Genomic DNA, 21,464 nt, shown 5'->3' with positions numbered 1-21,464 from the left:
ACGGAATGTAACCGTTATAATGCAAATACTTGTCTTTATGTGTAAGTTTCCGGGTGGAATGGCCATAACATGGCATGATCCTGTAATGAGTGAACTCCTAACATGGGGCGATCGATCCGGGAAGACCGGCTATGGAGCGCAGGTTCAAACAAATCCGGGGATTGGAGAAAGGGAATGATTTCAAAAACTATATTAAGGAAATGATGTTCATAAAGCCATATGATGTTTATTTCAAAAAAAGACCCTCGGAACAAGATATCCATCAAATTCTATCCTATCCGAAAGAGACTTTAAAATCTATTAGAATAGTTTACCCCATTCGATTACAGATTATGCAGCACCGCTGAAAATACGCTTCTGGCGTATGATAAACGATGCTGCCCCACTCAAAACGTTATTCGGTTTCCCGCCATACGTCCGCACCAAGCAGACGCAAATTGGTTACCAGATGATCGTAACCGCGATCAATAAATTCAACACCTGTAACCTCCGTAACACCTTCATTCACCGTAAGTCCCGCAATGACCAGTGCCGCGCCGGCACGAAGATCAGACGCTTTGACTTTGGCCGCATTCAGGGAACTGCCTTCAATAATTGCTGAACGGCCTTCCACACGAATTTTGGCACCCATCCGCACAAGCTCTGGCACATGTTTGAACCGATTGCTGTATACGAAATCACTCAGTACGCTTACACCCGTTGCCTGTGTCAGTACACTGGTCATCGGTGATTGCAGATCGGTTGGAAACCCCGGATATACAAGTGCCTTTACATCCACATGGTTATATTTAGGCTGTCCGATCACACGAATGCTTTCGTCCAGCTCCTCAATACCTACACCCATCTCCAGTAGCTTGGCTGTTAAAGCCTCCAGATGTTTGGGAATAACATTATCAATCAGGACATCTCCACGCGTTGCTGCAGCAGCAATCATATACGTGCCTGCCTGAATTCTGTCGGGGATAATGGAATGGCGGCATCCCTTGAGCTCCGACACCCCTTCAATGCGAATGGTTTCTGTTCCTGCACCCTTGATGCTCGCACCCATAGAGTTCAGGAGTGTTGCTACATCTATAATCTCAGGCTCTTTAGCCGCGTTTTCAATAATTGTAGAGCCTTTGGCACGTGTGGCCGCCAGCATAATATTAATCGTTGCACCGACACTGCTTACATCCAGATATATTTTAGCCCCCCGCAGCTCTTTGGCATGCAGGTGGATAGAGCCATGTTCATTGGTTACCGTTGCGCCAAGCGCTTCAAAGCCTTTGATATGCTGATCAATCGGACGAGGCTCAAAATTACAGCCCCCAGGCAAACCTATTGTTGCTTCCTTAAAACGCCCAAGCAGTGCGCCCATCATATAATACGAAGCACGCAGCTTCTTCACCGGGCCATTTGGCATCGGAATGGATTTGATATCGGAAGGATCAATTTTCATCTGACTGCCTTCCCAAGTTACACGTGCTCCGAGTTCCTCCAAAATTTCCGCATATACTGCCACGTCACTAAGTAACGGCAAGTTATCCAACACGACCTCAGACTCGGCAAGCAATGCTGCAGGAATAAGCGCAATGGCGCTGTTTTTGGCGCCGCTTATGGTTACAGTTCCCTGTAACGGACGTCCGCCGCTAATCATTAGTTTTTCCATAAAGCTTAATGTCCCCCTACGTGTTTTGCAGCCGATGAACGGCAATACGTGCTGATGGCTAACGATGTAGAAATAAGGTGTGAAAATGGAAAGACACCGGCTAGGCGGTGTTCTTCCATTTCACAGTATGGAACTGGTAAAGATAAATTACGCTTTGTTGTTGGAACCAAACTCACGGATTTTACCTTTAACGGTTTCTTTGATCGCTTCACGGCCTGGTACGATGAACGTACGTGGATCGTAAGCATCCGGTTTTGCTGCAAGCACTTCACGAACTGCTTTGGTGAACGAGATTTGGTTCTCTGTGTTCACGTTAATTTTGGAAGTACCCAGGGAGATTGCTTTATCGATATCGTGCTTAGGAATACCAGTACCACCGTGCAGTACGAGTGGAACTTGAACCGCGTCACGAACTTCTTCCATTTCTTTGAAGCCCAGGTTAGGCTCACCGTGGTAAGGACCATGAACGGAACCAAGAGCTGGTGCCAATGTGTCGATACCTGTTTCTTTAACGATACGGATACACTCGTTCAGGTCAGCATACATGATACCGCCGATAACGTCGTCTTCCTGTCCGCCTACAGTTCCTACTTCAGCTTCTACAGAAACACCTTTAGCGTGTGCGTACTCAACCACTTTTTTAGTCATTTCGATGTTCTCATCAATCGGGTGGTGGGAACCATCGATCATAACGGATGTAAAGCCAGCATCGATTGCTTCTTTACATTTATCGAAGCTTGAACCGTGGTCCAGGTGAATGGCAACTGGTACAGTAATTTTCATGTCATGCAAGAGTCCTTCTACCATTTTAACAACAGTAGTAAAGCCGCCCATGTGACGCGCTGCACCTTCGGATACGCCCAGGATTACCGGGGATTTCTCTTCTTCAGCGGCAGCAAGAATCGCTTGAGTCCACTCAAGGTTGTTAATGTTGTATTGACCAACTGCGTATTTTCCTTCAAGTGCTTTGTTCAACATGTCTGTCATAGATACTAATGGCATGGTTTCAATCCTCCTAGGGGTTTGGGTTGTGTCTATGGTTTTTAGCCGAAATCACATACGGGCTTATTATACCACATCCCATGTCAAATACTAAACAAGCATTTGCAAAAATGCTGTGCTTTGCAGCACAGTTTTCAGAGACACAGCAGGATTACGCTCCCATTTCCAATATTCCCCGTAAAAACAGGTGAAATACCCCAGTTTTCTATGATTCGACACAAGACGGAACACAGATTCATAAATGACGCAAAAAAATCCTGTATCTACAGGATTTAGCTGCACTTGTTGGCAGCACCATTGCGAAGCTGCATATTGACGGCTACACGCATCTCATCAATATCAAACGGTTTCGTAAAATGCATGAGCGCACCCAGATCGGTAGCTTCCTTGATCATATCCAGTTCTCCATACGCCGTCATCATAATGACTTTGATCTCCGGGTCAATCTCCTTGATATGTTTCAGAATTTCAAGCCCGTCCATCCCCGGAATTTTCATGTCCAGCAGAACCAGATCCGGCTTGTCCCTGTTAACGATCTCAAGTGCAATTTTGCCATTCGCCGCCTGAAACGTGTTGTATCCTTCGCTGCTGAACACTTCCATGAGTAGAATTCGAATACCATTTTGATCATCGACAATCAGAACTTTTTTATCTTCCACGCTGTAACCTCCTAGAATTAGGAAAGCATATACACATAACATCTGGATAACTATCCCATAGTCGTCATGATAAGTATTCTACCTCTTCCATTGAAATCCTTCTATTATCGCAAACCATTTCCATAAAAATCCTGCTGTTACATCAAACCTCTTCCTCTAAGATCCTCCCACTCAAACCCCTCTTCTAAAATCCTCCCATCATCTGAAAATAACAACTATGTAATGTACGCCACATTTATGCCATAAAACAAAAGGATGCTTCCGCCGCCGCTGCTGGCGGCTGGAAGCATCCTTCTTCGCTTGATTTTTCCAATAAAACAAAACAATTATTTCTCCGCATTCTCCAGAGAAGCTTTCACGAACTCACGGAACAACGGTTGCGGACGGTTCGGACGGGAAGTAAATTCCGGGTGGAATTGTACAGCCAGGAACCATGGGTGTCCTGGAAGCTCCACGATCTCAACCAGACGGCCATCCGGTGATGTACCGGAAATAACGAGACCTGCTTTTTCAATCGCTTCACGATATTCATTGTTGAACTCGTACCGGTGACGATGTCTCTCATACACCAGTTCATCATCATAACAAGCCATCGCGAGCGAACCTTCCTGAAGCTTGCAAGGGTAAAGACCCAGACGCATCGTTCCGCCCAGATTTTCGATATCTTTCTGCTCAGGCAGCAGATCGATTACCGGGAATTCTGTAGCCGGATTGATCTCGGAGCTGTTAGCACCGTTCAAGCCCACGATGGAGCGTGCATATTCAATAACGGAAACCTGCATCCCCAGACAGATACCGAAGAAAGGAATGTTTTTCTCACGAGCATAACGAATTGCCGATACTTTACCTTCAATACCACGGTCACCGAAGCCGCCTGGTACGAGAATACCGCCAACGCCATGCAGCATGTCGCCTACGTTCTCATCCGTAATATCCTCAGAAGGAACCCAGCGGATTTTCACATCTGCATTGGATGCAAACCCCGCATGTGAAAGCGACTCGACAACGCTCAGATACGCATCATGCAGCGCTACATATTTACCAACAATTGCAATCTCAACCGTACGCTCCAGCTTGCTGATCCGGTTCACCAGACCTTCCCACTCGCTCATATCCGGCGCAGGAGTGGTCAGCTTCAGGTGGTTAACCACGATCTCATCCAGACCTTCTTCACGAAGGTTAAGCGGCACTTCATACAGCGTGCTTGCATCACGGCATTCCACTACAGCATTCTCGTCGATGTCACAGAAGAGTGCAATTTTGGCTTTCATATCTTTGGACAATTCGTATTCCGTACGGCACACGATCACATTAGGCTGAATACCGATGCTGCGCAGTTCCTTAACGCTGTGCTGTGTCGGTTTTGTTTTTACTTCGCCAGCAGCCTTGATATATGGAATCAATGTAACGTGGATGTACATTACGTTGTCACGGCCTACATCGCTCTTGATCTGACGAATAGCTTCAAGGAATGGCAAGCTCTCGATATCGCCTACGGTACCGCCGATCTCTGTAATAACGACATCCGAACCCGCTTCACGTCCAGCGCGGAATACACGCTCTTTGATCTCGTTGGTGATGTGCGGAATAACTTGAACCGTACCGCCCAGGTACTCTCCACGGCGCTCTTTGCTGATTACGGAAGAGTACACTTTACCTGTCGTGACGTTGCTGTTCTTGGAGAGGTTGATGTCGATAAAACGCTCGTAGTGACCCAGATCCAGGTCCGTCTCTGCGCCATCATCCGTTACAAACACCTCACCATGCTGATAAGGACTCATCGTTCCCGGGTCAATGTTGATGTATGGATCGAATTTCTGAATGGTTACTTTGAGCCCTCTGTTCTTCAGCAATCTGCCCAGCGAGGCTGCTGTAATCCCTTTGCCCAGGGAGGACACAACTCCGCCCGTCACGAAAATATACTTTGTCACTGTTATTACCCTCCTAATATAAGTACAGAAATTCAGGCGATATATGGTGTTATCGTAACCCGTTTCTCAGGTAATCATCGTGAAAAAGAGCAATGGCAGAAATTAACTGCATCTGCGGACTACCCTTTCCAGCGAAGACGGTTTAACTACACACATTCCTTGGCATAAATAACGCAAACTTTCCGGGAGCCTTCATCCTTGCTTGTCCTCAAGCCGGGTCTCTTCGGCAGGTTCCATTTCCTTGTTTGAACATACAAAAAAAACAGGCCCAAAAGATTTGGCCGGGAGCAGTCGGAAAAGTAATCGTTTGGCATCATTCTGCCTCTAAAAATACAAAAAGAAAGTACTCCCGCAGGACGGGGCACTTTCTCTAAAAAACATAAATATATTCTCGCTCATTCATAAGCCCATGCAATAGTTTACCCGTTACCCCGTCCGCTGTCAAGGCTGACTGTTCGGGAAAAAACGGGTAACCATTGGTCATCAAAAAGGACTAGCGAATATCGGAATCGTCGTCAAATTCATCCTCGTCTTCAGACTCTTCATCGTCTTCGTCCAGGTCTTCATCTTCCAGATCATCATCTTCAACCAGTACTTCTTCTTCGCTGTCGTCTTCATCAAAGATGTCATCATCATCGTCATCGTCGTCATCTTCGTCCTGATCATCATCTGTGCTGTCGAAGTCTTCGTCACTGTTGTAGCTGTCGTCCTCTTCACCGAAGTCTTCGTCTTCCAGATCATCATCTTCATCGTTGATGATACGCGGACGCTTCGCACCCGTCATGGAATCTTCTGTTCCAGCAACCGGATACCAGCGTTTCAATCCCCAAAGACTTGTACCGACGCAAGCAAAACGGCCATCGATATTAATTTCGGTATACAGCTGGGCGATATACTCGTTGATCTCTTCATCCGTCATTCCGCGCTGCTTTGCTACCTCATTCATCAAATCCCGGTAGTAATACGGCGTATTAGCCGCTTTCAGCACCATAAAGGCCAGATCCACCAAAGGAATCTCTCTTACCTTTTCTTTATCAATTTTCAAATTGAGCGAGGTACTCACTGAAGACACTTCCTCTCACACATAATTCACTTTATATCCCCTGCAAACTGGAACGTTACGTATAACATATCCATTAACAAACCTAAGTAAAACCTATTTAGCGTTAAAAAGCAAGTTTTTCTGTAAGCCTGTCCCATATTTGCAGAGCTAAGCTTCCTCCCTCATTTGCACGCTGCTCATTTTAAAGGACGGAATGCATGGATTGCCCATATGTTTCTCAACCATGATTGGAGCATAGAACCGTTATTTCAACGTGATTCATATGTAAAAGACGGAGTCCCCTCCGCCTTCTGACTGTATACCCTCGTAGGATTGCTCCTCACCAGGTTCCCCGCAAGAGCCCTCTAGCTCTCCATCCATCATATGTCCCTGCGCCCGTTTTGACACGAAGAGAATGTCTTTTTGTAAAAAAAGGGCAAGTTCCCCATGCGGCGGGATGAACGCATTCATAGAATACCTCAGCATGTTCATCCCGAAGGGGGCCGCCCATAATGGACTATACCGGTTTATTACATCAATTGATTGACGGAATGAGATGCCCCGCGTCTGAACAAGGGGCACGTTATCTGATCCGGTTTGCCAAACCGCAGCAGTACGAGGCCTGTCTTGCTGAATTATCCCGAATGCGAAATGAATTCACCGATCTGGGAGGCGTTCAGGCCTCCAGACTTGCCAGAACCCTCATCGCCCCCGTACCGAACCCGGATATGTTATATCGCTACGGGGACGACATTACAATAGAGGAAGACACTCCAATCTCGCTTCATTCTTCGGCACTTCACAATAAACCGAGCACCGCTCAAGGTATACCTTGGGGAGTGAAGCACATCCGTGCTCCCAAAGTATGGTCTGTATCAACAGGACACCGGATCAAAATCGGCGTCATTGATACAGGGGCAGACTACCATCACCCCGATCTGCGATATTCCCTGGCTCGCGGAATTAATCTATTGAACCGAAGCATGCTTCCCCACGATGACAACGGACATGGCACACATATTGCGGGAACCATCGCTGCAGCGAACAGCACCGCAGGTATGATCGGCGTTGCTCCGCGCTCCGTGATCTATCCGGTTAAAGCATTTGACCATAACGGCTCGGCGTACGTCTCTGACATCGTGCTTGGCATTGACTGGTGTGTGCGCAATAAGGTCGATATCATTAATATGAGCTTTGGCATGAAAACACGCAGTAAATCCTTGCTGGATGTCGTTAACCGCGCATATCATGCCGGCATTGTCATCGTGGCCTCATCAGGAAACGACGGCAAGCGTCGCAGCATTGATTATCCTGCCCGTTATCCGCAAACGATCTCTGTCGGAGCCACTGACAAAAATCGGCGTATTGCGTCATTCAGCAATCGCGGGGCTTATGTGGATGTCTACGCACCAGGCGACAAAATTGTTTCCTGCTGGGTACAAGGCAAGCATCACGAGATGAGCGGAACATCTATGGCAACCTCCCACGTCAGCGGGGCCATTGCCCTGCTGTTAGCTAAACATCCCGGCCTGTCTCCGGCCGAGATCAAGGCTCTTGTGAAGCGCGCAACCGTTCCGCTGCGCGCCCGCAAAAGCAGCACCGCGAAAAGCAAAATTCGCGGTGGCGAGATTGACGCCCTCAAGCTGATGCAGGAGGGCGGGGGGTAACGCGGCGGCAGGGCCTGCTAAGCCGCCGGCAGCTGTGCTGCGCAGCAATGGATGCCGGCTGAAGCCGGGCATGCCTTGCGCAGCAAGCACAAGCAAGAGCAGGCGCGAGTGTGCCTGCTCTTGAAGCAATGCCCTGCGGCTATGCCAGCGCAGGGCACAAAAAAGTCTCCATTCCCGCGCAAGCAGCTCTGCTTGCGCGCGGGCATGGAGACTTTGTGCCTTCGGCCAGGCGGCTGCATGCTGCGCGCCGCTTGGCCGAAGGCATTACATTTTGTCTGGTGCGGATACGCCCACCAGACGCAGCGCTGTCGCGATGACGGTGCGAACCGCACCGATCAGCGCCAGACGCGCCTGGGTCTGCTGCGCGTCTTCGGTAATGACGCGCTCAGCCCGGTAGTAACTATGGAACAGGGATGCCAGTTCGTAGACATAACGAATGATGCGGTGCGGCGCATAACCGGTCGCCGCTGCTGCAATCTCTTCAGGCAGCTCACCCATTTTGCGAAGAAGATCATATTCGTGCTCGGTTGTCAGCTTGGACAGATCAATCTGAGCCAGCGGCAATAGCTCGATACCTTGCTCTTCGGCTTGACGATATACACTGCATACACGTGCATGCGCATATTGTACGTAGAACACCGGATTTTCATTGGACGTCGAAATCGCCAGATCCATGTCAAAGTCCAGGTGGGAATCCATGCTGCGCATCGTAAAGAAATAACGGATGGCATCAATGCCGACTTCATCCATCAGGTCTTCCATCGTTACCGCTTTGCCCGTACGCTTGGACATTTTCACTTTCTCGCCATTCTGGAAAAGGCTGACCATCTGAGCAATCAAGACAACCAGCTTATCCGGGTCATTGCCCAGTGCTTGCATCGCTGCTTTCATGCGTGGAATATATCCATGGTGGTCGGCACCCCAGATGTTGATCATCGTATCGTAACCACGGGAATATTTATCACGGTGATACGCAATATCCGGTGTCAGATAAGTATACGTACCGTCGTTTTTGATCAGTACCCGCTCCTTGTCGTCACCATACTGCATCGTTTTCAGCCAGGTTGCGCCATCTTTTTCATAAATTTCGTTGCGGTCACGCAGCTCGTCCAGCACGCGAAGCACTTCACCGTTATCATACAGCGACGTTTCACTGAACCAGATGTCAAACTTCACGCGGAAGCGATTGAGGTCACGTTTGATCTTGTCGAGTTCTTTCTCCAGACCATAATCACGGAAATAAGCCGCGCGATCCCCTGGGTGCATGGACAGCAGGCTGTCTCCCTTTTCAGCAACAAGCTCCTTTGCAAAACCTTTGATGTCCTCGCCATGGTAGCCATCTTCCGGCATCTCGGCATCCTGACCAAGCTCCTGCAAATAACGCGCTTCAATGGAACGTGCCAGATTGAACACCTGATTGCCCGCGTCATTGATATAGTATTCACGAGTTACTTCATATCCTGCATAATCGAGAATGTTGCACAGGGCATCTCCTACAGCTGCTCCCCGGGCATGACCCAGATGCAGACTGCCTGTTGGATTGGCACTGACAAATTCCATCTCAACCTTTTTCCCCGCTCCGACATCAATTCTTCCGTAATTCTCGCCTTGCTCATGCACCAGTTGAAGCACGGGATAGAGATAACTCTTGTCCAATTTGAAGTTGATGAATCCCGGTCCCGCAATCTCGGCCTTCTCTATGCCTGCATCAGCAAGATTCAGGTTGGCAATAATCTCTTCGGCGATCTGGCGCGGATTGCGCTTGGCGATTTTGGTCAATTGCATCGCCGCATTGGTGGCAAGGTCACCGTGTGATTTGTCGCGCGGCACCTCCAGCGTAATGGCAGGAAGCTGTTCCTGTGTTACGATGCCCGCCGCCACAATGGCGCTGCCAATCGCTGTACTTACCCGTTCGTTAATTGTATCTAGTGGATTACGTGTCATGAATTTGGTTCCTCCTGTATATGCAAACTAATCGCAAAATGTCCGGCTTCTTCATCAAAGCGGTAAAAGTCGTAGCTCCACGCGGCGCGTGCGCTCAATCCCTGAATGGAAAGTTCCAGCTTTTGTGTATAAGTGGACAGGGCAAACGACATATATGGTGAACGGTAGAAACCCGGCAGCTTTCGGTTTAATTCGAACGTCTGCTCCGACTCCACCTCACCATGACGTATAATCTTGATGGATTGTCCGCCCAGCTTCAATGTTGTACGGGTCATGCCTCCCTCGGGTCCGGCCTGCGGCTCTTTGTAACGGACATACAGATATGCCCCTTTGACCACAGCTTCTCCCTGCATTTCCTGCAGTACATCTTCCCCTTCATAACGGCTGTGCAGCCGGATCTGAACCGGTCGCATCTTCGACATGAATGTTAACCTCCATTATATTCGAGGCGACGCAAAACAGGACGGCCGGTGAGATCAGCCCTTCCTGTATCATTGTGCCGCTATACACGCTTATATTCCGAATAACTTGCTCTCCTACACTCTACTGTATAACTATATCCAGTTCACCCGTTCAATTCAAATCCAAATTCAGAGTTTTTTCTCTCAGCATCAAAAAGAAGAGCCGCACCCTTATCGGCGGCCCTCCTTTATTTCGCATTTATTTCATCGCCCGCATTAATCATCTTTCCTTCTTATTTCTATGATTTTCCTTCTTACTGTTATCATTCCTGCGCTTTTAATTCAATCATCCTGTCCTCTTGCTTCATTATAATGAAACAGATTCATCCTGCTTCAGGCCAAAAGATGGAGCTGATTATTATGCCCACTGCGATGCATATGGATAAGGACACGTAGACTCGGCCAGCTTGGCGCGCACCTGTACAAGACAGCCGCAATGACGGCATGTCGTTCCGTACTGCAGATCAGGGCAGGCGGAGCAGATTGCAAGCCGCCGTTCATACTCCTCATCCCCTACTATAGCGCGCGAGCGTGAAGCAATCTCCACCAGCCGGGCCATTTTGGCTTCACTGATATGAATATCATATTGACTGTCACACCCTTTACAAGGGGCATTTCTCCCCTCGCTTAACCGCTGTTGTTCATAGCTGAAGGACTTCATGCATTAACCCTTAACAGCAATTACACCAACGGAAGCCGGAGGCAGCAGGAAGCGTAATGTATTATTTTCCAGAACAAGCCCTTCCCAAGCTGCAGGTTTTACCTCTTCTGGCTGTTCAAACGTATTAAACGCCCCAAAATTAGCGTGATGAAGAACCTGCCCCGACACACTCGCCGCGTGACCTGCCTCAAGCTGGCATACCACTTCAAGCTCATCCGTATGACTCAGATTACATGCTGTTACATGAATAACTCCGTCTTTGTTGCGTGATGCAGACAAGCTAAGCTGAGGGATCGTTTCGTCTCCGAACGTATATCCCGGGCTCTCATAGCTGAGATCGAGACGCTGTGCATCCATATGAACCTGATACATGTCGAACACATGATACGTAGGCGTCAGGAGCATTTTATCTCCTTCGGTGAGTACCAGTGACTGCAGCACATTCACGATCTGAGCCAGATTTGCCATATGCACCCGTTTGTTATGCTGATTGAAAATATTCAGGTTCACCGCAGCCAGTACGGCATCCCGCATCGTATTTTGCTGGTAAAGGAAGCCCGGATTCGTGCCCGGCTCAACGTTGTACCACGTCCCCCACTCATCTACGATAATACCGACCCGGCCCTCAGGATCATATTTGTCCATGATCTCGGAGTGCTTCACAAGTAATTCATCCATAAACAAGGTCTTCTTCAGCGTGGTAAACCATTCTGCTTCTCCAAAACCGGTAGCGTTCCCCTTATCTTCCCATACGCCTGTCGGAATGGTGTAATAATGCAGACTGATGCCATCCATGAAACGTGCCGCCTCACGCATCAGCACTTCCATCCACTCATAGTTGCTGTCGTTCGGTCCACATGCGATTTTGTAGACCTGATTCCCTGAAAAATTACGTACATATGTAGCATAACGTCTGTATTCATCCGCATAATACTCTGGACGCATGTTGCCACCACAGCCCCAGTTCTCGTTGCCCACACCAAAATATTTCAGCTTCCACGGCTCTTCGCGGCCGTTCTGCTTCCGCCAGTTCGCCATAGGGGACTCGCCGTCAAACGTAATGTACTCTACCCATTCCTGCATCTCCTGGACGGTTCCACTGCCAAGGTTACCGCTGATGTACGGCTCTGCACCAAGCAGTTCACACAGTCTCATAAATTCATGTGTGCCAAAATGATTGTTCTCCTCTACGCCGCCCCAGTGCGTATTAATCATGCGCGCGCGCTGACTCTTTGGCCCTACCCCATCTTTCCAGTGATACTCATCGGCAAAGCATCCTCCCGGCCAGCGAAGTACAGGAATGTTCAGCTTCTGGAGCGCGCCAAGCACATCGTTACGAATACCTTCCGTGTTCGGAATAGGCGATTCCTCCCCTACCCACAGTCCTTCATAGATACAACGTCCAAGATGCTCGGAGAAATGCCCATAAATATTGCGATTTATTAATCCTTTGTCTGAATCAGCCTTTAAAATAACATTAACCATAATTTCAACCTCCCTGAATAATGTTGTTATCGCTTACAATAACCTGTTTTAAGGAAGGTTTCAACTCTTTTATTTCCGAAATAAAAGGCCCTTTTCCATATTAAAAATCAGGAAAAGAGCCTGTTTATCAACATAATGACGCCAATAGATGCCATAATGCATGTGAAACCATCTTTCTTTAAATTCATAATATTATTAATTCATAATTGATTCCATTAATTCTGTTCTCATTAAAATGAAATTTTTGGTGACCATGTACTGCCCCCGTCTGTCGTCTCATAAATAGCCGGTGTATTGTCACTCGTCACAACAAGCCAGCCCGTCTTGGCTGCTGGGAACGAGATGCGAGAGCTGTAACCCTCAGCTTTTACCTCGATATTTTTCCACGTGGAACCCGCATCATAGGAACGTCCAATGCCAATTTTGTCCGCTGCTGGTGAACCCGCAGATAGATATGCGGTCTGATTTCCAATCAAGGCCATGTTGCCGGGATGTCCCCCGGGATTAGCCGGTCCCGTTCCCTTGCTATCAGGAGTCGCTCCCGGTGCTGGCCCTGCCCCTGCTGTCGATTGGGCGAAAACCTGTTTCCAGATCTTCCCTTGGTCACCACTAGAGTAGAGGGAATAGGACTGCTGAGACATGCCCGCATCTCCATACAAGACAGCCCACACCTGTGTTCCATGAGCATACAAGTCAGCGCCATTCCATGTGTTCGACTTCACCCGAAGGGCTGTAGTCCAGGTCCTGCCTCCATCACTCGTTTTCTCAAGCTTGTATCCGGCTTCAGGTACAACGACAACAGCATACCCCATCTGATCTGTTACAAATGCAGCAGCTCGGGTGTTCGCAGGTGTGCCCCGTTTCGTCCACGTCACACCACCATCGGTTGTCCGATATGCACCGTTATAGGTGTATCCGTAGCCGTTATTTTTATCACTGAAATCAATGTGCCTGAATGCCGTAATGCCAGGTGTATCAAGTCTCTTCCAGTGTGAACCCCCATCGTCCGTGCGGATGAGATACGTTGCTGAAGAGCCCTTCACGCCTGCCAGCGCATACCCTGTAACGTTATTTGGAAAGCTCAGTTGTTCAAACTGCCACTGTCCCGTATATATGGATTGCCACGTACAGCCTGCATTTGAGGTTCCAATCAGAAACCCTTTACCTGCGGCCCGTCCTGTGGTTTGACTCAGAAAATCAATATCTGTGAATTGCAGCCTCTCCCCCTCGACACCACTGCCCTTTTTCAGCGCGGAGGATAACCCGTGGTCTGCTTTGCCACATGAAGAGAAGGAGGCAGCGCTCGCATCAGATAAATTATGCGCGGGCCCCAGTCCCCACATCAGGGTGAGAGATAGCGCCACTGCACCGATCCGTTTCCATGTTTTAAACATCTTGTTCGTCTTGATGTTTCTGGTGCTGTTCGTTGTTTGAATTGTCATTCGCTAACACCTCCTTATATCGTTTTACCCTATTTTGAGCATATATACGTAACAATCCGATAAAACCGGATGACAATTTCGCAAGAAAAAAACCACTTTTACCCATGATCTCGTTCATCAGGATAAAGGTGGTTTCACAATTAAATAACTGCCAGATTAACAAGATTCAACAAATCATAGAGTAAACATAGAGTGATGGGAACATATGTGCTATAATTAGAGGTATGGGCTTATGATTGAGTGTGGATGTTTTCTGACCACGGCGTTGCTGTCCGAGAGGGGGTGACGTCGATGGTCAAACTTGTGGCGTTGCTTGATGTAATCCGGTGGATTGCTGCGATCCTCAGCATTGTGCTGAGTGGACGAAGGCTTTACCGTTGGTTGCGCAAAAAGTTTCGGAACAAGCGAAAACCCACCTCATAAGGTTGAGCGCCTGACGGTGGGTTCGCTTGAATAGCATTATTTAATTCTTGCACGCCGTGGCAATCCACAGCCTTTCAGGTCCTAAGAGTCATTATCGTTGGCGCGATGATGACTCTTTATTTAGTATATGGTCGAACCTGCAAACCCTATACTTCACGGCTGTAATATATGAATTCATATATTACTAAACTCTTATGTTTCCAGTATAACATAGCCAGAATCGTAAGTTAAGTTAACTTGATTCAACTTTTTCAGCCACTATTGTCTATAAAAAAATTCGCCTGTACAGATCTTCACATCTGCACAGACGAGGATTTCATAATCGCTCTATACGTTTAGACTATCAGCATTGCACAACGTTTACTTCACGAACCCAAGCAGCATTTCACGAATCAACTTGGCAGCTACGATCTGTGTCTGTTGCGTCGGATCATAGATCGGTGCTACTTCAACCAGGTCACAGCCTACAACATTCACATCTGATCCCGCGATCATATGAACGGCTTCAAGCAGCTCTTTGGATGTGATTCCGCCTGCTTCCGCTGTTCCTGTACCCGGTGCAGCAGATGGATCAAGCACGTCAATATCAATGGTTACATAAACTGGACGGTTGCCCATTTTCGGCAGTGCTTCCTTCATTGGAGCCGCTACTTCAAACGGGTAGAAGTTAATATTTTCGCGTCCATACTGGAATTCCTCACGGGAGCCGGAACGGATACCGAATTGATAAATATTTTGACCGCCCATCAGTTCAGCCGCTTTGCGCACAGGTGTAGAGTGGGACAACGGCTCTCCTTCATAGCTTTCGCGAAGGTCAGCATGTGCATCAATATGGATCAAAATCAGATCGGGATACTTCTTGTACATCTGCTGAATAACAGGCCAAGTCACCAGATGCTCGCCGCCAAGACCGATCGGGAATTTGTCATCAGCCAGCAGACTTCCGATGTACTCATGGATGACTTCAAGGCTGCGTCCTGCGTTACCGAACGGCAGAAGCAGGTCTCCCGCATCAAAATACGTCATATCCACGATGCTTTTATCAAGGTATGGGCTGTACTCTTCAAGGCCAACCGATGCCTGACGGATATGAGCCGGACCGAAACGCGAACCCGGACGGAAGCTGACGGTGTAGTCCATTGGCATACCGTAGATAACGGCTTTTGAATTTTCATAATCTTCAGAGCTGCAAATAAATACGTTTCCTGAATAAGCTTGATCCAGTTTCATCATGATATCCCCTTTTATTTCGTTAAATCTTCCACGAATTTCGGAAGTACAAATGCCGCTTTGTGCAGACGCGGAGAATAATACTTGGTATCCATCTCCGGAATTTGAGTCTCATCCACCGCAAGTGGATCATACGTTTTGCTGCCCATGGTAAATGTCCACAGACCACTTGGGTAGGTTGGAATATTACAGCCGTACACATGTACGATCGGGAAGATTTCCTTGACGTCTTTGTTCACCTTCTGGATCAGATCCGCTTTGAACCAAGGGTTGTCCGTCTGGGCGACGAAGATTCCGTCTTCTTTGAGCGCTTCATAAATGCCCTGATAGAAACCGCGCTCGAAGAGCGGAGCAGCCGGGCCTACAGGTTCTGTAGAGTCTACGATAATGACGTCGTATTCATCTTTATGTTCAATAATATGCATATAGCCATCGTTAACGAGCACCTCAACGTTAGGCTCGTCCAGCTTGCCTGCAATTTCAGGCAAATATTGTTTGGAGTATTCAATCACTTTACCGTCGATTTCAACGAGAACTGCTTTTTCCACGGCATCATGTTTGATGACTTCACGGATTACTCCACCGTCGCCGCCGCCAACCACCAGCACTTTTTTCGGATCAGAGTGAGTGTTCAAGGCAGGATGTGCTGCCATTTCATGATATACAAACTCGTCCTTCACCGTTGTCATCACCATGCCGTCCAATACCAGCATGTTGCCAAACTCCTCGGTTTCAATCATTGCAAGGTCCTGAAAATCCGTTTGCTCCGTGACGTAAGTCTGCTTGATCTTTGCGGTAATTCCGAATACAGGGGTCTGTTTCTCCGTAAACCACAGTTCCATGATCGCTACCTTCTCTCCGTAAAAGTAATTAGTGATCACATGACAATGCATAATCACTGGTATGTTCGTCCATACACGCTTTAGTATGTTGTGCCGAACCCTACCTTTTCATTACCCTTTTGCATTATACGCGATAGACGAATCAACTGCAAAACGGTTTTCACGCTGAAATGAGCTACAATTTGTTTACTTCGCAGCCGGATTGAATATCCCTGTTAATCACGTCCCATACTGGAAAGAAAAGAGAGGAGCCCGTTCCATGAACAAGCTGAATGCCAAGACCCGCAAACGCGGGTTCCGTGTACGTACATTATTTAAAAATCTGTCCATCCTTACCGCTCTCGGTCTGATTGCCAGCGCTGCGATTTTGGTATATCTATACGCAACCAGCCTGCCTCTGGCCGACTCGGATCGCAACTCCAGATTGCTGGACAGCAAGGGCGAAGTCATTGCTACCTTCTCTGCCGGCGGCAAGGATTCCATCCCGGTCCAGCTTCAGAATATCGCGCCTGATCTGGTGAACGCCACACTCGCTGTAGAGGATCGCAAATTTCGGGATCATCTCGGCTTTGACATTCAGGGCATGGGAAGAGCGGTCCTTGTAAATATACAGCATATGCGCATGTCTCAGGGAGCAAGCACTTTGACGCAGCAGCTGGCGCGAAATCTCTATTTATCTCACGAAAAAACATGGACGCGCAAAGCCAAGGAAGCGATGTACACCGCACAACTGGAGATGAAGTACAGTAAGAATGAGATTTTACAGATGTACCTGAACGAAATTTACTATGGACATGGCGCTTATGGTATTGAAGCTGCAGCTCAGATGTATTTTGGCAAATCGGCCAAACAGCTTGATCTGGCGGAAAGCGCCATGCTGGCAGGTATCCCGAAGGGCCCAACTTATTATTCGCCATACAATCATATGAAAAATGCCAAGGACCGACAGCGCATTGTACTTAAAGCGATGATCGAAACCGGGAATATTACACAAAAGCAAGCCGATGCTGCCTATGAGGAATTGCTACATTTCAAACCGGAGAGCGAACGCAAAACGGTGGAAAGCGCGCCTTATTTTCGCGATTATATTCGAAACTTCGCCGTGAAGGAGCTGGGCATCAGTGAAGCGATGCTGGATCACGGCGGGCTGAACATTTATACCACACTGGATCTGCGTGTACAAAAGGCTGCGGAACAGGCTGTTGCGCAAGGCATGGACGCAAAAAGCGAGCTGGAAACGGCTCTCGTGTCCATCGACCCACGCACAGGCTATATTAAAGCGATGGTTGGCGGCAAAAATTATCGCACCAATCAGATTAACCACGTGCTGGCTACAACACGCCAGCCGGGATCGGCTTTTAAACCCATCATGTATCTGGCTGCGCTGGAGTCGAAGCAGCTTACCAGTGCATCCATTTTCAATAGCCAGCCTACGCTGTTCCATTATGACAATGACCGCAAAACCTACAAACCCGGCAATTTCGGGGATAAATATCTGGGTGAGATTGATCTGCGGCAAGCCATTGCGGCTTCTGATAATATCTACGCGGTAAACACCATAATGAAGGTAGGTCCTGAGAAAGTGGTCAGCATGGCCCAGAATCTTGGCATCACAAGCAAGCTGAGCCCGGTGCCTTCACTCGCACTCGGCACCTCACCTGTCAGTCCGCTGGAGATGGCTTCAGCCTTCTCGGTCATCGCAGCCGGGGGACAGCGGACACCACCGATTGCCATTTTGCAAATCACGGATGCGGCAGGGCGTGTAATATACGAATCCCCTCAGACCAAGGCCGAAACCGTCGTGGAGCCGGCAGCAGCTTATGTATTGACTCGTTTAATGGAAAGTGTGTTTGAGAACGGGGGCACCGGCAATCGGGTATCCGCCGCGATCAAACGTCCGGTAGCAGGCAAGACCGGGACCACAAACACCGATGCCTGGATGGTTGGCTTCACACCTGAGCTATCCACAGCTGTATGGGTTGGATATGATCAGGGAAAGGCGATATCTACATCGGACGGTCGCCGGGCGGCTCCGATATTTGCTCAATTCACGGAGCAGGCTCTGGCAAGTGTGCCGCCCAAAATCTTTTCCGTGCCCGATCAGGTCGTGAGTGTCTACATTAACCCGGAGACGGGCAAGCTGGCCGGCAATGGCTGTGAGGACAAACGGCTGGAAGTGTTTATTGAGGGCACTGAGCCTACGGAAGTCTGCTATGGGAATACAGAAGTACAAGATTCACCGCAGGATAAAAAAGCACGTGAGGTACAGAATCAAAAAGGGATACAGGAGCAGAAGCATTCCTGGTGGCGTGATTTCAAACGCTGGTGGGTAGAGTGACGCATCTTTAAAAAACCAAACGAATAAAGAAGCCCCGAGTCCAGATCATCCGGTTCGGGGCTTCTTTGCGCTGTTCTTTTTCCAGGCAGTCTAGGCAAGTGCCTCTTTCAACTCATCCGGGGATGCGTTCCACCACTCTTCATTGTGTGAGATGAGAAGTGTCTTCAACGCTGCTTTCTCTTCCGGGCCCAGCTCATCCAGCATAAAGCGGCGTTTCATGGCATAATCCATGCGATTGACGTGATCCGCGAGCAGCTTCCAGCCCCGCTTCGCTTCTGTATCGATCCACATCTCACAAGCCGTTGCTCCGCCATACAGCTGTCCTTGCTCGGTACGGTCTACCGCAACCCAAACCAGCCACACCTGACGCCCATTCGGAACATCTTCACGATTCGTTGAAAATTTGATGCCGCGCTCCACTTTACTCTTCGCATGCATTGCCCCGATGTCAATCTTCGCTTCCCCCTGATCAATGATGACCGGGGAAAGGTTGTTCAGATCAATGGAGCCTGCGCCAAAGCCTTTATGTTTGCTTTTTGCACTAACGATATTCAAGGCAATCTGTTTCTTGCCGTTTTGCTCATTTTGGTCCATGTTTCCAGCCTCCAAGAGTTGATACAAATATTTTAACTAATAATTGGCCCATTGCAAACATATACATGCTGTAGATGCTTGTCAACGGGAGGTATTTATCGATGATTCCACGACGCGCCAAGAGCTGGCTCACTGTATCCCTGGCCTTTTGTTTGCTTGCCGGAGGATTATGGATCACGTTCGGTTATGATCGCACCACTTCATCTGAATCGCCTGTGCTCGCTCCGGAATCGGGCAAGCCCCAGACCAAAGCCGCAGCGCCCGCTCCCCCGGAAAGCGTGCAGTCTCCTACGGCCGAGGTATACAGCAACCGTGTGGTGGAATACCACATGGATGTGAAGCTGACCGACGGAAACTTGCTGCAAGGCGCTCAGACGATCACCTGGACCCATCCAGGTAAAAAAACGGTGAACGAGCTTTATTTTCATATGTACCCTAACGCATTCTCCTCAGCAGATTCTACATTTATGAAGGAATCCGGCGGAAAGCTCCGCGGGGATGTGATGCCAGCGAACGGTTATGGCTCCATGAAAATAGTAGATATGCAAACGGAGGACGGGCTCTCCCTGCTGCACCGGATGCAGTATGTACAGCCTGACGACGGAAACATCAAAGATAAAACGCTGATCAAGGTTCGGCTGCCTAAACCGGTCAAAGGTGGAGAAAGCATCACGATCCGCACCAAATTCGAAGTTACTTTGCCGAAAATTTTTGCACGCATGGGCAAAACGGATGATTTTGTGATGGCAGGCCAGTGGTTCCCCAAGCTCAGTGCGTATGAACCGGCAGGCAGACGGGGTCGTACAACCGAAGGCTGGAACCTGCACCAGTACCATGGCAATTCCGAATTCTATGCCGACTTTGGCATCTACAGTGTGCGTATTCGGGTACCTGAGACATACAAGGTGGCCTCAACCGGTTTCCCAACCCAACAGGCAATCCTGAAAAACGGCGAGAAAATCTATCAATTCTATGCCGATGATGTACATGACTTCGCTTGGGCAGCCTCCCCCGATTTCGTCTACGCCGAGGAGCCCTTCTCTGCCCCCAACGTACCAGGTGTTCGCATTAAACTGTATCTCGACCCGGCACATCAGGATTTGAAGGAACGTTATCTCTTTGCCGCCAAGGCGGCATTGTCCAATTACAGCAAGTGGTTCGGTCCATATCCGTATGCCACCTTGTCCATCGTTGTCCCGCCCAAAGCGGCAAACGGCGCAGGCGGGATGGAGTATCCGACCTTGATTACAGCCTTTGGCGCGGATGATTCAACACCGGGTTATGATCTGGAGCGTACGGTTGTACATGAGATCGGACATCAATACTTCTATGGCATGGTTGCGAGCAATGAATTCGAAGAAGCCTGGCTGGATGAAGGGTTCACTTCGTACGCAGAAGACAAGTTGATGGAGCAAGAGTACGGGCTGATTCCGAACCTGCCTGTACAATCGGGGTTGATCACTTCTCCTGCTCCCTTAACGCAGCCTTCCTGGCAATTCGACTCCCAGAATCAATACGCATCCAACGTCTATACCCGAGGCAAGCTTGTGCTGCTTGGTATTGAACAGCAAGTCGGAGCCAAAAAAATGGAACGCATTCTCTCCACCTATGTCAAAAAATATCGTTTTAAACATCCTTCAACAGCTGATTTCCAAAAGGTAGTCGAGCAAGTCACTGCCACCTCCTGGGCAGATTACTTTGACCAATACATCTATAACAACGGCATGGCTGATTTCGCCGTGGAGAGAATTCAGGTCGCCCCTCTTCAGAAAGATGGCAAGACACTGTATGAGTCGGTAATCACTATCGCCAAAAAAGGCAGTGATTATCCAGACATCCCGATTCGGATCGCCTTTGAAGATGGTCATACTTTAGCCAAGCAATGGGATGGCAAGGAGGAACGTATCACGTATAAGCTTACGTATACCTCTCCTGTCAGTTGGGCAATGACGGACCCTTTGTACGACATCGTGCTGGAGAATCGACACATGAACAATTTTTTGAGAGCCGGACTGGACGAGCAAACCAAATCCCGCTGGAGCATGAGCGCTGCGAAATTCATTGAAGTTATATTCGGAGGTCTGTCATGGTGAGG

General features: G+C 48.7%; 16 protein-coding genes. 3 read left to right on the top strand and 13 right to left on the bottom strand.

From position 1 onward, the window contains the following. Positions 1–394: 394 nt before the first annotated feature. The 5 genes from ACQSGY_RS28905 to rpoE all read right to left on the bottom strand — a co-directional run bounded on the left by ACQSGY_RS28905 (position 395) and on the right by rpoE (position 6,303). A complete protein-coding gene (locus tag ACQSGY_RS28905; protein WP_110899530.1) occupies positions 395–1,648 on the bottom strand; it encodes a UDP-N-acetylglucosamine 1-carboxyvinyltransferase in 1,254 nt (417 codons plus the stop codon). 147 nt (positions 1,649–1,795) lie between these two features. Next, positions 1,796–2,650, bottom strand: a complete 855-nt coding sequence (gene fba, locus ACQSGY_RS28900) for a class II fructose-1,6-bisphosphate aldolase (RefSeq protein WP_111273530.1) — start codon at positions 2,648–2,650, stop codon at positions 1,796–1,798. Between the two features lie 272 nt (positions 2,651–2,922). After that, a complete protein-coding gene (locus ACQSGY_RS28895) occupies positions 2,923–3,309 on the bottom strand; it encodes a response regulator (RefSeq protein WP_111273531.1) in 387 nt (128 codons plus the stop codon). Positions 3,310–3,635: 326 nt separating this feature from the next. Continuing rightward, entirely contained in the window at positions 3,636–5,240 is a 1,605-nt protein-coding gene (locus ACQSGY_RS28890) for a CTP synthase (RefSeq protein WP_110899527.1), read from the bottom strand. Positions 5,241–5,733: 493 nt separating this feature from the next. Continuing rightward, positions 5,734–6,303: a DNA-directed RNA polymerase subunit delta gene (rpoE, locus tag ACQSGY_RS28885; RefSeq protein WP_216520707.1), complete on the bottom strand. Its 570-nt coding sequence runs from the start codon at positions 6,301–6,303 to the stop codon at positions 5,734–5,736. 491 nt (positions 6,304–6,794) lie between these two features. Here rpoE and ACQSGY_RS28880 point away from each other — a divergent pair, with 491 nt between their 5' ends. Then, entirely contained in the window at positions 6,795–7,949 is a 1,155-nt protein-coding gene (locus tag ACQSGY_RS28880) for a S8 family peptidase (protein WP_427181998.1), read from the top strand. 264 nt (positions 7,950–8,213) lie between these two features. Here ACQSGY_RS28880 and argS read toward each other — a convergent pair whose 3' ends face one another. From argS to speE, 7 genes are all read right to left on the bottom strand, one after another. Beyond that, positions 8,214–9,893 (bottom strand): arginine--tRNA ligase, encoded by a 1,680-nt coding sequence (gene argS, locus ACQSGY_RS28875; RefSeq protein WP_145406668.1) that lies wholly within the window; start codon positions 9,891–9,893, stop codon positions 8,214–8,216. Then, on the bottom strand, positions 9,890–10,315 hold the full coding sequence (locus ACQSGY_RS28870) for a DUF1934 domain-containing protein (protein WP_427181996.1): 426 nt from the start codon (positions 10,313–10,315) through the stop codon (positions 9,890–9,892). Before ACQSGY_RS28870 ends, argS begins: the two co-directional genes overlap by 4 nt. Before the next feature lie 397 nt (positions 10,316–10,712). Then, positions 10,713–11,015, bottom strand: coding sequence for a DUF6171 family protein (locus ACQSGY_RS28865; protein ID WP_248065024.1), 303 nt, complete (start codon positions 11,013–11,015; stop codon positions 10,713–10,715). A gap of 3 nt (positions 11,016–11,018) precedes the next feature. Continuing rightward, positions 11,019–12,500 carry an alpha-N-arabinofuranosidase gene (locus tag ACQSGY_RS28860; RefSeq protein ID WP_427181994.1) on the bottom strand — a complete coding sequence of 494 codons (1,482 nt, stop codon included), beginning with the start codon at positions 12,498–12,500 and terminating at the stop codon, positions 11,019–11,021. Between the two features lie 230 nt (positions 12,501–12,730). Further along, a complete protein-coding gene (locus ACQSGY_RS28855) occupies positions 12,731–13,942 on the bottom strand; it encodes a WD40/YVTN/BNR-like repeat-containing protein (RefSeq protein ID WP_427181992.1) in 1,212 nt (403 codons plus the stop codon). 783 nt (positions 13,943–14,725) lie between these two features. After that, positions 14,726–15,595 carry an agmatinase gene (speB, locus tag ACQSGY_RS28850; protein WP_145406675.1) on the bottom strand — a complete coding sequence of 290 codons (870 nt, stop codon included), beginning with the start codon at positions 15,593–15,595 and terminating at the stop codon, positions 14,726–14,728. A 14-nt stretch (positions 15,596–15,609) separates the two neighbouring features. Beyond that, the gene (speE, locus tag ACQSGY_RS28845; protein WP_427181991.1) at positions 15,610–16,437 is read right to left on the bottom strand and encodes a polyamine aminopropyltransferase; all 828 of its coding nucleotides are present in this window, start codon (positions 16,435–16,437) and stop codon (positions 15,610–15,612) included. A gap of 259 nt (positions 16,438–16,696) precedes the next feature. On the opposite strand from speE, the gene ACQSGY_RS28840 reads away from it, so the two are divergent. Continuing rightward, a complete protein-coding gene (locus tag ACQSGY_RS28840) occupies positions 16,697–18,775 on the top strand; it encodes a transglycosylase domain-containing protein (RefSeq protein WP_427181989.1) in 2,079 nt (692 codons plus the stop codon). A gap of 90 nt (positions 18,776–18,865) precedes the next feature. On the opposite strand, the gene ACQSGY_RS28835 is transcribed toward ACQSGY_RS28840, so the two are convergent. Next, positions 18,866–19,369, bottom strand: coding sequence for a YwhD family protein (locus ACQSGY_RS28835; protein WP_145406661.1), 504 nt, complete (start codon positions 19,367–19,369; stop codon positions 18,866–18,868). Positions 19,370–19,470: 101 nt separating this feature from the next. On the opposite strand from ACQSGY_RS28835, the gene ACQSGY_RS28830 reads away from it, so the two are divergent. Continuing rightward, positions 19,471–21,462: a M1 family metallopeptidase gene (locus ACQSGY_RS28830; RefSeq protein ID WP_427181987.1), complete on the top strand. Its 1,992-nt coding sequence runs from the start codon at positions 19,471–19,473 to the stop codon at positions 21,460–21,462. Positions 21,463–21,464 lie beyond the last annotated feature (2 nt).

The organism is Paenibacillus sp. TC-CSREp1 (genome assembly GCF_050171015.1).
GTDB classification, from domain to species: domain Bacteria; phylum Bacillota; class Bacilli; order Paenibacillales; family Paenibacillaceae; genus Paenibacillus; species Paenibacillus silvae.
Note: the sequence above shows the minus strand (reverse complement) of the source record. Positions and strands in the feature narration are given on the sequence as shown.